Here is a 12,684-nt window from a genome sequence, read left to right as displayed (position 1 = left end):
CTATTCTCCCTTCGCCTCTACTTTTTGCCCCTCGACATAGAACGTAATACCGCTGCGCAAAAGCTGGTCGCCTTCTTTGACACCGGAGAGAATCTCGATTTGATCCCCGACCATTTGTCCGGTTTTGACTTCCTTTTTCACTGTCAGGCCATTTTCCACTGCCATGACGTAATGCTGGGCAGAACTTACGCCGACGCTTTCCAGCGGCACCAAAAACCCGTTTACCTTGCGCGGAACCTCAATCGTGGCAGCCATTCCGCCACGCCAGTAGCCGTCAGTGTTTGGAATCGTCACTTCGACTCTGTACTTGCCTGTCTCCTTGTTTACGACGGGCGACACAAAGCTGATCGTACCCTGACTCTTTTTGCCGTCATCGGATACCGCCTGCACCTTCGTCTTTTCCTGGAATTGGCTGATGAGATCGCTTGTGACATCGAGTGTGACCTTCACCTCGGTCAAGTCAACCAGATGGATGATTTTCTCGCCGGGAGAAGCCTGTTCACCCGCCTGCTTGTATACTTCTACAACCGTTCCGGCAAACGGCGCTTGAATTTTCGCATCATCCAGACTCTTTTTCGCCCGCTCCACCTGTCCGGCTGCTGCCTTGATCGAAGCGTTCGCCATCGCGATGTCCTCCGGCTGTGCTCCGCGCTGCAATTCGGCGAGCGACAGTTGGGCGTCGCGGGCGGAAATTTCCGCCTGGGTCAGGGCGCGTCTCAAATCATTTATTTCGGTCTGCGAAATAGCCCCGCCAGCAAACAGCTTTTCCCCCGCTGCGAGGTCCTGTTTCGCTTTTTCCAGACGGCTCTGGGCGCTTTGTACTTGCAAACGCTGCTGCTCTATCGCTTCTGCCGTCGCACCTTTCAGCGCCTTCGTCTTGCGTGCAGTCGCCTCTTCTACCTGGCTGGCGGCGGCTTCCACTTCTTTTTGGTAGTAACGCGAATCCAGTGTTGCCAAAAGTTGTCCTTGTGCAATCTTCATCCCTTTCGTCACCTGAATGGCCGAGATCGTTCCGCCTGTGCCGAATGGAAGTTCGGCATCACGCTTCGCCTCCACCATCCCGGTTACTTGCAGCATGACCGGTTGTGCAGCTTTCTGTACTTTCACCACCTCAACGACTTTTGCCTTGGCCTCCACCTGCGCGGGAGGCTCTGCTGCCGGCCCTCCGCAGCCGGCTGCAACCAGCAAAAGAGAGGCCATAATGATTGATGCCCGTTTTTTCACAATGATTCCTCCAAATGTTTGCAATCATTCCCTTGCGTAATTGTGCCAGAAATTGCCTTTGCTGCAAAACAGTCAACGGTTGGAAATTCGTCTCCGCCTTGGGACGGAGAAGACAACCCCGCAAGTTCATAAATATATACGAATAAAACAGCAGACCGTTGCGTTTTTTTGGGCTTTCTACCAATTTTTTCAGAAAGAAAGAAGACAGCCGAGCTTCTGTGCTTGACTGTCTTCTTTCGGCAACGTTTTTATTTTTCTGTGAGAAGCTGTTCCATTTCATCCAGCAAGCCTTTGAACACGCTCAACGCTTCCGCGATCGGAGCCGGAGAAGCCATGTCCACGCCTGCCTTCTTCAAGAGATTGAGCGGATAGTCGGAGCTGCCGCCTTTGAGGAATTGCAGGTAGCGGTCCACAGCCGGCTGTCCTTCCTCCAAAATCTGCTTGGACAACGAGGTCGCAGCAGAGAAGCCGGTAGCGTACTTGTAGACGTAGAAGCTGCGGTAGAAGTGCGGAATACGCGCCCACTCCAGGTCTACTTCGCTGTCCACGACCATGTTCGGTCCGTGGTAGGCGACGTTCAATTCGCGGTAAATCGCACTGAGCGAGTCGGCTGTCAGCGGCTCTCCCTGCTCCTCCTTCTCGTGTACGATCTTTTCGAACTCGGCAAACATCGTTTGACGGAAAACGGTACCGCGGAATTGCTCCAAGTAGTAGTTGATTAAATACATCCGCTGCTTTTTGTCTGTCGTGGTGTGCAACAGGTGGTGCATCAGCAGCGCTTCGTTGAGCGTCGAAGCCACTTCGGCCACAAAAATTTTGTAATCGGCGTACGTGTACGGCTGCGCCTGATTGGAGTAGTAGCTGTGCAGCGCATGGCCCATCTCGTGCGCTAGTGTGAACATGTTGTTCACGTTTTCCTGGTAGTTCATGAGCACGTACGGATGCGTCGTGTACGCGCCCCACGAATACGCCCCGCTCGTTTTGCCCTCGTTTTCGTGCACGTCAATCCAGCCGTTGGAAAAGCCTTCGGCAAGCACGCGGCCGTACTCTTCGCCGAGCGGATGCAGCGCTTCCTTGATCGTGGCTACCGCCTGATCGTACGGAATTTTCATCTCGACCTCGGGCACGATTGGCACATACAGGTCGTACATGTGCAGCTCTTCTACGCCGAGCAGCTTTTTGCGCAGGGCAATGTACCTGTGCATGAGCGGCAAATGCTCACGGATCGTCGCGATCAGATTGTCGTACACGGACACCTCCACGTTGTCCGCAAACAAAGCCGCATACAGTGCGGACGGATACTTGCGCGTCCGGGCGTAAAAGACGTCTTTCTTGATCGCCGAAGTCAGCGATGCCGCAATCGTGTTGCGGAACTTGCCGTACGTGGCGTACAGCGCTTCAAAAGCTTCCTTGCGCACGCGTCTGTCCTTGCTCTCCATGAACTGCGTGTAGCGTCCTTTGGTCAGTTCTACCTCTTCGCCGTTTTCGTCCGTAATCATCGGGAACTTCAGGTCGGCGTTGTTCAGCATGCCAAAAATTTTGGACGGAGCAGCAGCCAGCTCGCTCATGTTCGCAAGAAGCGCCTCTTCCTCTGCGGAAAGCGTATGCGGCTTGTAGCGCGTAATCTCGTCCAGCATAATCCGGTAGTGGTCGAGCCCTTTTGTTTCCTTGATCCACGTCTCCAGCTGTTCGGTCGGGATCGCCAAAATCTCCGGCTGTATGTACGCGATCGCCCCGTATACTTGCGTGCTGAGGCTGGTAGCCCGGTCAGTCAATCCCTGATACGTGCTGTTTGCATTGTCCTCGTCGCGGCGCATGCGCGCGTAAACGTAGACGGTATCGAGCGTTTTCAGCAGCTCATCCTGCAAGGTCAGCGCTGCGAGCAGCTGTTCCCCGGATTGTGCCAGCGTCCCTTTCAAGGCAGCAATCTGCTCGGTCAGTTGCTTCGCCTTTTGCACATCTTTTTCCCAGTCCGCGTCGGTTGCGTAAATATCTTCCAACCGCCACTTGTATTCAGCGGGGACGTCACTTCGTTTTGGCAACGTTTTGCTTTTGTTCACCACGATCACTCCCTCGTCATTTGCACAAGATGGTCAAATCATCCATATGTGACTATCCTACCGTATTATGCCAACTTGTTCAAATCATTAGCACAGTTGGCCAACGTTTTTCGCAGGCAAAAGAAAAAAGCTGAGCTTCTCCATTGGAAAAGTCAGCTTCTCCCTACTCCGCAATACTGAAACCCGGCTTGCTTGACAATCTCGGCCGGCCACGCATTGCGTCCGTCCAGCAACACGGGCTGAGCCATGCCCTGATAGATTTTGGCCCAATCAAGCTGCACGCACTCTTTCCACTCGGTAATCAACAGCGCAGCATGTGCCCCTTGCACGGCTTCATCGGCTGTATTTGTATACGAAACGTTCGGAAACTTCTGCCGCACCGTGTCCGCAGCAATCGGATCGTAGGCAAAAACAGCCGCTCCCTTTTCCTCCAGCGCTTTCAGGATGGAAAGAGACGGCGCCTCGCGGATGTCATCCGTATCCGGTTTGAAAGCCAATCCCAGGACGGCGATCCGCTTGCCGCGACAGTCGGGCACGAATTTTTGCAGTTGCTCCAAAAACCAGACAGGCTGTGTCGCGTTGACCTTGCGCACTTGCTCCAGGATGCTGAGCGAAATGCCGTTTTGAGACGCGAGTTGCAAGAGGGCAATGGTGTCCTTTGGAAAACAGGAGCCGCCATAGCCGACACCCGCCCGCAAAAACTCCGGCCCGATTCTGCTGTCCAGGCCCATCCCGTGCGCAATCGTCACCATATCGGTTCCGAGCGCCGCACTCAGCCTCGACAGTTCGTTCATGAACGAAATGCGCGTCGCCAAAAAGGCGTTAGAGGCGTATTTAATCAGCTCGGCGTTCGCTCGGGTGGTGACAACACGCGGAGCGTTCACCCCTTTGTACAGCTCCTCCATGATCTCTCGCGTTTTTGGCTCGCTTGCTCCAATGACGATCCGCGACGGCGTCAGTGCATCGAACAGTGCGTTCCCCTCTCGCAAAAACTCCGGATTGGACGCGACCGACAGCTCCTTGCAGCCGCCGAGCAGCTCGGCTACCTTGTCGCCTGTCCCTACTGGCACCGTGCTTTTGATGACGATGACTCGGCTTTTCGGCGAGGCTTGGTGTATCTCCTTGATCGCAGCTACGGCACTGTACACATAGCGCAAGTCAGCAGTCCCGTCTTCTGCCTCCGGAGTGCCGACGCAAACAAAGAAAACGTCCGCGTCCCCGGCATCCTGCAGTTTCGTGGAAAAAGCCAGGGCGCCGTTTTCCAGCACCTGCTTCAACGCTTCCTCCAATCCGGGCTCGTAGATCGGGGAAATCCCTTGCCTGAGCTTGACGATTTTTGCTTCGACCAGGTCGATGCCGATCACCTGATGCCCGTTCATGGCCAAGGAGACAGCAGTTGTCAGCCCTACGTAGCCAGTACCGATAACGGCAACTTTCATCACTTCACCTCATCGTTTTTTCATCATTTGCAAGTAAAGCTCCTCCAGCTTGAGACGCTGCTTGTGAATATCGTGGTTTTTCTCCACCTTCATCCTCGCCCGCGCCGTCATTTCCGGCCATTCATGACAAGAGGCCAGCGCGTGGTTTATCATCCTGCCCAGCTTCGTCGGAGCGCGCTCCGGGACGAGATAGCCAGTCTCTCCATGGCTCACCAGTTCGGGAATGCCCGCATGATACGTCGAAATGACAGGTCTGCCGGACGCCATCGCTTCCATCAGCACGTTCGGGATCCCTTCCTGGTCGCCGTTTTTGGCCGTTTTGCACGCGATGACAAACAGGTGGCATCTCGCCAGCTCGCGCTGCACTGCCTGATGCGGCAAAGCGCCCTTGAGGACGACGTGCTTGCCCAGCTTGTATTTTTTAATCATGCTGCGCAGCTTTTTCTTTTGCTCGCCGTCGCCTACGATTATCAGCTTGGCCTTCGGATGTTTTTGATGCACCTGCACGAACGCCTTGATTAACGTGTCCATGCCTTTTTTCTCCGTCAGTCGGCCGACGCTGAGCAGCCTGTATTCGCCATCCTGAACCGGCTGGGGCGACAGCATCGGGAATTTGCGCAGGTCGATGCCCGAACGGATCAGCGTGATCTTGCCACCCGGGCAGCCTAGGCGGATCAGCCGCCTTTTCATGTAGTCGCTGACGACAGTAAACGCCTTGCCCTTGCGGAACAATCGCTTCAACGCACGGCGATAACGCGGGCTTTGCCGCACGCGCTTGGTCGCATCGAAGCCGTGAAAGGAGGTAATCAAAGGCAGGCCCGCTTTTTTGGCGTACGGAAGCAGTTCCAGTCCGGCCGGACCAAACCGCGCATGCAAGCATTTGATTTTTTTTCGTTTCAGCCAGCGGGTCAGACCCGCCATTGTCTTGCGCACGTAGACTGGCGAGTACGGAAACTGTTTTCGGTTGAACGGCCGCTGTCTGGTCAGCACGACAGGTTTGACCCTCTGATGCCCGAGCAATTGCTCGTAGATGAAGGTTTCGCTTCTGGGCAGGAATTTTCTCCGATAGACGAGGACCCGATGCATGCAACCGGCCTCCTGTTCTCGAATTTAGCTTCTAGGATGAAAACGCATATCCGCCAACTGCCGGCGAAGCCCCTCTTCCAGGGAAACTTGCGGACGGTATCCCAAACGCTGCTCGGCCAGCCGAATGTCCGCGCAGGTTCGCAACGAGTCGCCTGCCGGGCCGGGCTGAAAGCTGATTTTCGGCGTGACGTTCATGAGCTTACCCATGATGTGCAACACGTCGATCAACTTGATTTCACGATTTCCACCCACATTGAAAATCTCGCCCGGTGCAGCGTGGCGTCCCGCCAATATGTTTGCTTCCACGGCGTCCGTCACGTACGTAAAGTCACGCGATTGCTGGCCATCCCCGTACACGACCACGGGATCTCCCTTCATCATTTTCCGGAAAAAGCGGTGAAAAGCCATGTCCGGCCGCTGCCTTGGGCCGTACACGGTGAAGTAGCGCAGCATCGTGATCGGCAGGCCGTACGCTTTGACGTAGACGGAGCATACCTGCTCCATCGCTTCCTTCGTGACACCATAAGGCGATACGGGCCGAAGCGGGGCGGATTCGTCCGTCAGCGTCCCTTGCATCGTTCCGTACACGGAGGAGGAAGACGAAACGACGATGACTGGTGGCTTTGGCCTTTGCAGACATGCCTCCAGCAGCAGTTGGGTAGCCAGAATATTGTGATTGACGTACTCCGAGAATGCCTTGCCCCAGCTGTTTCGCACGCCCGGCAGCGCAGCCAGATGATAGACGACATCCACTCCGTCCAGCCAGTCGTTCCACCGCTCTGCCTGCAGCATGGTTGAATGAAAGGTAAAGGCGGGATGGCTCCCAATCTCTGCCAGATTGCGGAGCTTGGCAGCAACGTCGTAGTTATCGACAAACCCGTCGACGCCAATCACTGTCACCCCGTCTTTCAGCAAGCGCTGGGTCAGATGCGACCCGATAAAACCAGCACAACCGGTGACAAGTGCCTTTGTCATCGCTTCCGCCGCCTCACTTTCTTCAACCGTTTAATGATGAGATAGCCATCTTTGTAGCCATAGACCGCTTTGTACTTGTTGCCCCAGCGTTTGAGGTAATATTTGAACGTTTTTTTGCGTAAATGATTCCGTCTCCGCTTCATCTTTTTGTCGGTCAGCTGGCCTTTGTGCTTCGTCCGGTTGTACAGCTTGCGATTGATATACCGGACGCGGAATTTTTCGATGAGCCGCAAAATGATGCGCCGATCCTCCATGATCCGGCCTTCGTATTTGTCGGAGGTATCCCACCCTCCCACCTCGCGAAGCGCCTCGACCCGGTAGCAGCGCGGCGCAACCATCCAGCGGTTGTACTTCAAAAACTGGTATTTGTTGCGAAAATGCTTGTGCTTGACGAGAAACGGGTTGTAATATTTCCCGCGCCGCACTCGCCAGATTTTGACGTTGCCATAGAAAAGCGCCGTACTTTTTTTGCTTTTGCGAATGTACTTTTTGATGATCGCCAGCGTCCGTTTGGGCAGCCAGTCGTCCGAATCCAGTTGCAAAAGGTATGGCGTGTCAACCATGGACAGTGCCTGGTTCATCACTTTTCCGATGCCGGAGTTTTTTTCCATCCGGTAGTACGTGATGTTGGGGTGGTACAAATACTTCTCTACCTTTTTCCTCGTATTGTCGGTTGAGGCATCGTCGATGATTAACATCTTCCAGTCTTTTGACGTCTGCTTCAAAACGCTGTTGATCGCTTTGCGGATGAACTTGGCGCGGTTGTACGTCGGGATGACCACGGTAAAGGTTGGGTTCATGTGTCCTCCCTCTTCACACCTGGAATGCGAATCGATGACTTGTCACTCAAGATGAAGATGCCGCTTGAACTCGCTGACTGCCCTCTCAAATAAGACGATCTTCCGAAAACGCTGTCCGTAACGCTCCAGGCGACGTCCATGAGTGAACTGTTTTCCAACAGGATGCTGTTTTCAATGTGTGCACAGTTTTTCAGATGCACCCCATTTTGAATCGAAACGTATGGACCAAGGCGACAATTTTCAATGTGACAGTCTTCCCCGATCAGCACTGGTCCGACAATCTCGCAGTTCGTGACGACGGACCGATTGCCAATGTGATGAGTCTGGCCCAAATCTTTTGCCAGCATCCAACGGTTTGCTTCCAGCCAACGATCAATCGTTCCCACATCGGAATACTTGCCCTTCGCAAGCGCATGCGCAATATGATAACCGCGATCAATCATCGACTGGATCGCATCCGTGATTTCATATTCACCACGGGCGGATGGCTGCAGTGTAGCAATCGACTCAAAAATGGGAGGGGTAAACAGGTATGCACCTATGACAGCCAGATTACTCTTCGGCTGGCGAGGTTTTTCTTCGACTGAGACCAGACGCCCTTTCTTGACTTCGGCGATCCCGTAATCCTGTGGTCTCTCCACTTCACTTAGCATCACTACACCGTCTGACTTTTCACTGGTAAACGCACGCATTAGCCCGTGCAGCGAATCCATCAACAAGTTGTCACCAAGCAACAAAATAAACGGTTCGTCTTGCAGGAACGGTTGCGCTAATTGGACAGCATGTGCGATTCCAAGCGGCACCTCCTGCTCGATAAAAGTAATGGTAGCCCCAAATTGACTACCATTGCCCACCAAGGGAGGAATCTGCACTTGGGAAGGGTGGATGACGATACCGATGTCATGCACACCCACTTCACACAGTTTGCTGATGCAGTAGTGTAAAACCGGATGATTGGCCACAGGGAGGAGGGTTTTTGGTTGAGAATAGGAAAAGGGGTGCAGTCGCGTACCACGTCCAGCACACAAGATTAACCCTTTCACAAGTATCACTCCCCAGTTGTGCTCTGCGATACTTACAAGGTATGCATGGTGTGGGATCTGGACAGGGCTCGCGTCCACTCAGCACGAAGAAAAGGCAATAACCTAACGGCCGTTCAAGCGGGTCAGCCTGTTTTCAAAAGCGGCTGCTGCTTTTCTGTTGGGCGTTTGCCGATGGCATTTTCAAAAATATTCAAATAGCCTTGGGCGGTCGCGTACCAGGAAAATTGCTTTGCCCGCAGCAATGCCTGTCTGCCCATCTCTGCACGGATCTGCGGATTGCTCCAGAGCAGCTTCCAAATGGCGGGCAATTCTTTTTCCCACTCTTTGGGCGGAAGCAAAAACCCGCTGCTCTGATGAGTGACAACCTCCTTGATCCCGCCTCGCGTCGTGGAAATGACAGGCTTGCTTGCGGCCATCGCCTCCAGGTTGACGCGGCAAAACGCTTCCTTCCAGATGGAAGGGGTCGCCACGATGTCGCCAATCTGGTAATACAGCGGCATCTGCGCACTCGGGACGAATTTGACGAAGCGCACTTTGTCACCGAGCGGCTTCGCCAGCCGTTTCAGCTCGCGCACGTACGGATTCAAGCGATTGCTGCCGTATCCGGTTCCACCGACGATGACAAGCCGCGCACGGGGATCCTGCTTGCTGACTTGGTGAAACGCTTTAATGAGAATATGGACGCCTTTTCCCCGCATGAGCCTTCCTGCATAAAACAGCACGCGGTCATCCGGCGCAAGCCCGATCTGTTTGCGCAGTTTTTTGATTGTGTAATGCAGTTTCGCCACCTGATAGGGCGTCACGTCCACGCCAAGATGTACCGCGTGAATTTTGTGCGGGGGGATTTTGCACGACTTGATAAAATGCTGGCGCAAAAACTCGCTGTTCGTAATAAAGCCGGACGACAGCCGGACGACCCGCTTCATTTTTTCCTTGCCAATCATGGGCGGAGAGCCGTACACGTGAGAATGCATGTTGACGAAAACGGGGATTTTCGGAAAATGCTTTTTGAGCTGCAAGACATAAATCGGCCGATTTTCCACGAGGATGACATCCGGCTTATGCTTGCGAATGTGCCTGATGATCTTGCGCAAATAAGACGCAGGGTTATCGTAGGGAAAGCGAATGAACTCCCGGTTGTCCTCCACGGACGACTTGGGGTATGCCGCGCAGCGCCGGGTGTAAATCGTCACTTTGTGCTCGGGGTCGATCATCTTCGTCACTTCGTCAATGTCGTGCTCCACCGAGCTGCCTTTGACTGGTGGCACCGAAAATGGCCCCGGGCTAATTATGGCGATGTTCATTGCGTTCGCTCTCCCACTCCTTTTTCAAGGAAAGAACCACCTGATACAAATATTGTCTTTCTTTTGCCTGCTCTTCCTCGAATTTTTTCCAACGTTTTTCCCAGGCGGCAAGCGACTCCTTCAGGGCGGCAACCTCCTGCTCCAGCTTCTCCAACTGCTCGGTTGTCACCACGTCGGTTTCTCTCATGATGATCTCAAACTTCGGCTCCGGCACCGGCTCTTTCGTCTCTGCGGGCTGCTCGCAAGCTGTCTTTGCCGTCGCTTTTTCCCCAACAGCCTCCTGCCCTTTTTCACCGACCTTCACAATCGAGACACGCTCCACCGCTTCATCGACCACAAAATGGCCAGAAAAAACGCCTGGCGTGACCCAATGCGACAGATCCCATTTTTTGCGTTTTTCCATATGTCTTCCCTCCTGCAACGTGCTTCTACGTAATATGCTATGTCAGACGCGGAAAATGGGTACGTGTACCAAGGAGACAGACAATGGAAAAACCGCTTTGACGACTGCATCAAAGCGGTTGGCGATAATCTTTGGAATGGTTTTGTCTGTGAAAGTTCAGGCTGTACAGCCGTGCCTGCTCGACCGTGGTAATTTGCTGCTTTTGCCACTCCAAAAGAATTCTGTCGATATAGCGAATGTGGAGCTTGCCTACAGTTGCGGCTTCACGCAATGCTGTTAAAATCAGCTCTTCCTGATACCCGTCCTGCTCTGTCCACATGTGGATGCTTTCCATTTCAAACGGAGACAGCGGTCGCCCAAAAGCCTGCTCAAACCGGGAATAAATCGCCACTGGTTCGGAATCTGCTGTGGCTGCGGTCTCCTGAAACGGCGTCAGCATCCGTGGATCGATCTGCTGCTCGCGCCAGGTCTGGTACAGCTTTTTGTACAAGGGGGTCAAATTGTACTGCTCGTGCCGCAGCCCTGTATGCGGGTCGATAAACTCGTCGATGCTGATCCAGTCTTCCTTCAGCAGCTTTTGCAGCGATTGGATCAATCTCATGCTGGACATGGACATGCGTTCCTCCAGCTCAGTCAAGGTCGGAAAACGATTCCCCTCCTGCTGAAAAGAAAGCAGATGAATGAGCAGCATCATTTCGTCGTCTGCCAGGGACATTCGTTTGTACATCTTCAGAAGAAGGTTGGAGACGGATGTTGCACCTTCTTGCAACAATTGCAAAATGTGGGAATCCATAACGCATGTTCACCTCTGGGTTGGAATAACGAAGGAAGGGCGTAAAACGCGCTGTCTGACAATAGGAACACCCTGCTGCCCTCTCGCAACAGGGTGTATGAAAAAACGAAAAGCCTTACGGGTAGAGACGATACAGCATACGCGGGAACGGAATTGTCTCGCGCACGTGATCCAGTCCACAAATCCAGGCAATCGTCCGCTCCAGCCCCAGACCGAAGCCGGAGTGAGGAACAGTACCGTATTTGCGCAGGTCCATGTACCAGCGGTAAGCTTCCTCGGACAGCTCATGCTCGGCAAAGCGCTTCGCGAGCAGCTCCGGATCGTCGATGCGCTGGCTGCCCCCGATGATCTCACCGTAGCCTTCCGGCGCGATCAGGTCTGCACAAAGCACAACTTCCGGACGGTTTGGATCAGGCTTCATGTAGAACGCCTTGATCTCGGTCGGATAGTGCGTGATGAACACCGGCTTGTCGAAGTGTTCTGCGATCAATGTCTCGTCCGGCGCACCGAAGTCGTCGCCCCACTTGATCTCGCTGCCTTTTTCCTGCAACAGCTTGATCGCATCATCGTACGTGATGCGCGGGAACGGGCCTGTCACGTTTTGCAGTTTGGTTGTATCGCGCTCCAGCGTTTTCAGCTCCTGCTGGCAGTTTTTCAGGACGGATTGTACCACGTGGGACACAAATGCTTCCTGAATGCGCAAGTTTTCCTCATGGTCGACGAACGCCATCTCCGGCTCGATCATCCAAAATTCGATCAGATGACGACGGGTTTTCGATTTTTCCGCACGGAAGGTCGGACCAAACGAGAATACGCGGCCCAATGCCATTGCCGCTGCTTCCATGTACAACTGGCCGGACTGGGACAGATACGCATCTTCATCAAAATACTTGGTATGGAACAGGTTTGTTGTTCCTTCTGCCGAAGTCGGCGTCAGGATTGGCGGGTCTACTTTCACGAACCCATTTTCGTGGAAAAACTCGTAAACAGCGCGAATCACCTCGGAGCGGATGGCCATGACCGCACGCTGACGAGGGGTACGCAGCCACAGGTGGCGGTGATCCATCAGGAAATCTACACCGTGCTCCTTGAGGGAGATCGGGTAATCCTGGGCAATCTGAATAATTTCCACGCCAGTGACCGTCAGCTCAAAGCCGCTTGGAGCACGGTCATCTGCGCGAACGACACCGGTTATGTATAAAGAGCTTTCCTGGGTCAGTTGGGATGCTTTTTCCCATACGTCTTCCGCTACTTCTGCTTTTACTACAACGCCCTGGATGAAGCCGGAGCCATCGCGAAGCTGCAGAAACTGAATCTTGCCGCTGCTGCGCTTGTTGTACAGCCAACATCCAATGCGCACTTCTTGTCCAACATGCTGCCCTACCTGGGCAATCGTCGTCAACATCGAATAATTCCCTCCATTTACCATGCGACACAAGAGACTAAGTCTACCCAACAATTATACTATTGGGGAACCGCAAATTCAATGAGAGACTCCCCTTCATATATTTACCGTAATTTTATTATGTAAACCAATTAGAGGAGGTCGTCTGGTTC

At 53.6% G+C, this 12,684-nt stretch carries 11 protein-coding genes; all 11 read right to left on the bottom strand.

Annotated features, from left to right (window positions below):
• Window positions 1-1,224, bottom strand: coding sequence for an efflux RND transporter periplasmic adaptor subunit (locus AAFJ72_RS10405; RefSeq protein WP_432777007.1), 1,224 nt, complete (start codon window positions 1,222-1,224; stop codon window positions 1-3).
• A gap of 248 nt (window positions 1,225-1,472) precedes the next feature.
• Entirely contained in the window at window positions 1,473-3,284 is a 1,812-nt protein-coding gene (gene pepF / locus AAFJ72_RS10400; RefSeq protein ID WP_432777006.1) for an oligoendopeptidase F, read from the bottom strand.
• Between the two features lie 152 nt (window positions 3,285-3,436).
• Window positions 3,437-4,723: a UDP-glucose dehydrogenase family protein gene (locus tag AAFJ72_RS10395; protein ID WP_432777005.1), complete on the bottom strand. Its 1,287-nt coding sequence runs from the start codon at window positions 4,721-4,723 to the stop codon at window positions 3,437-3,439.
• 9 nt (window positions 4,724-4,732) lie between these two features.
• Window positions 4,733-5,809 (bottom strand): glycosyltransferase, encoded by a 1,077-nt coding sequence (locus AAFJ72_RS10390; protein WP_432777004.1) that lies wholly within the window; start codon window positions 5,807-5,809, stop codon window positions 4,733-4,735.
• A 24-nt stretch (window positions 5,810-5,833) separates the two neighbouring features.
• Window positions 5,834-6,784, bottom strand: a complete 951-nt coding sequence (locus AAFJ72_RS10385; protein WP_432777003.1) for an NAD-dependent epimerase/dehydratase family protein — start codon at window positions 6,782-6,784, stop codon at window positions 5,834-5,836.
• Window positions 6,781-7,584, bottom strand: a complete 804-nt coding sequence (locus AAFJ72_RS10380) for a glycosyltransferase family 2 protein (protein WP_122904279.1) — start codon at window positions 7,582-7,584, stop codon at window positions 6,781-6,783. Before AAFJ72_RS10380 ends, AAFJ72_RS10385 begins: the two co-directional genes overlap by 4 nt.
• Window positions 7,581-8,627, bottom strand: a complete 1,047-nt coding sequence (locus AAFJ72_RS10375; RefSeq protein ID WP_122904278.1) for a glucose-1-phosphate thymidylyltransferase — start codon at window positions 8,625-8,627, stop codon at window positions 7,581-7,583. Before AAFJ72_RS10375 ends, AAFJ72_RS10380 begins: the two co-directional genes overlap by 4 nt.
• 122 nt (window positions 8,628-8,749) lie before the next feature.
• Window positions 8,750-9,931: a glycosyltransferase family 4 protein gene (locus AAFJ72_RS10370; protein ID WP_122904277.1), complete on the bottom strand. Its 1,182-nt coding sequence runs from the start codon at window positions 9,929-9,931 to the stop codon at window positions 8,750-8,752.
• On the bottom strand, window positions 9,912-10,334 hold the full coding sequence (locus tag AAFJ72_RS10365) for a hypothetical protein (RefSeq protein ID WP_122904276.1): 423 nt from the start codon (window positions 10,332-10,334) through the stop codon (window positions 9,912-9,914). Before AAFJ72_RS10365 ends, AAFJ72_RS10370 begins: the two co-directional genes overlap by 20 nt.
• Window positions 10,335-10,443: 109 nt before the next feature.
• On the bottom strand, window positions 10,444-11,127 hold the full coding sequence (locus AAFJ72_RS10360; RefSeq protein WP_432777002.1) for a DnaD domain-containing protein: 684 nt from the start codon (window positions 11,125-11,127) through the stop codon (window positions 10,444-10,446).
• 115 nt (window positions 11,128-11,242) lie between these two features.
• Complete coding sequence (asnS, locus tag AAFJ72_RS10355; protein ID WP_122904274.1) at window positions 11,243-12,532, bottom strand: asparagine--tRNA ligase; 1,290 nt, start codon at window positions 12,530-12,532, stop codon at window positions 11,243-11,245.
• Between the last annotated feature and the right edge of the window lie 152 nt (window positions 12,533-12,684).

The organism is Brevibacillus gelatini (assembly GCF_050920745.1).
GTDB lineage: Bacteria > Bacillota > Bacilli > Brevibacillales > Brevibacillaceae > Brevibacillus > Brevibacillus gelatini.
This window is presented reverse-complemented; position numbering and strand designations above follow the sequence as displayed.

Excerpts from the sequence above, each read along its gene's own strand:
- AAFJ72_RS10395 (WP_432777005.1), bottom strand. The coding sequence starts at position 4,723 with ATGAAAGTTGCCGTTATCGGTACTGGCTACGTAGGGCTGACAACTGCT.
- AAFJ72_RS10390 (WP_432777004.1), bottom strand. The coding sequence starts at position 5,809 with ATGCATCGGGTCCTCGTCTATCGGAGAAAATTCCTGCCCAGAAGCGAA.
- AAFJ72_RS10385 (WP_432777003.1), bottom strand. The coding sequence starts at position 6,784 with ATGACAAAGGCACTTGTCACCGGTTGTGCTGGTTTTATCGGGTCGCAT.
- AAFJ72_RS10380 (WP_122904279.1), bottom strand. The coding sequence starts at position 7,584 with ATGAACCCAACCTTTACCGTGGTCATCCCGACGTACAACCGCGCCAAG.
- AAFJ72_RS10370 (WP_122904277.1), bottom strand. The coding sequence starts at position 9,931 with ATGAACATCGCCATAATTAGCCCGGGGCCATTTTCGGTGCCACCAGTC.
- AAFJ72_RS10365 (WP_122904276.1), bottom strand. The coding sequence starts at position 10,334 with ATGGAAAAACGCAAAAAATGGGATCTGTCGCATTGGGTCACGCCAGGC.
- AAFJ72_RS10360 (WP_432777002.1), bottom strand. The coding sequence starts at position 11,127 with ATGGATTCCCACATTTTGCAATTGTTGCAAGAAGGTGCAACATCCGTC.
- asnS (WP_122904274.1), bottom strand. The coding sequence starts at position 12,532 with ATGTTGACGACGATTGCCCAGGTAGGGCAGCATGTTGGACAAGAAGTG.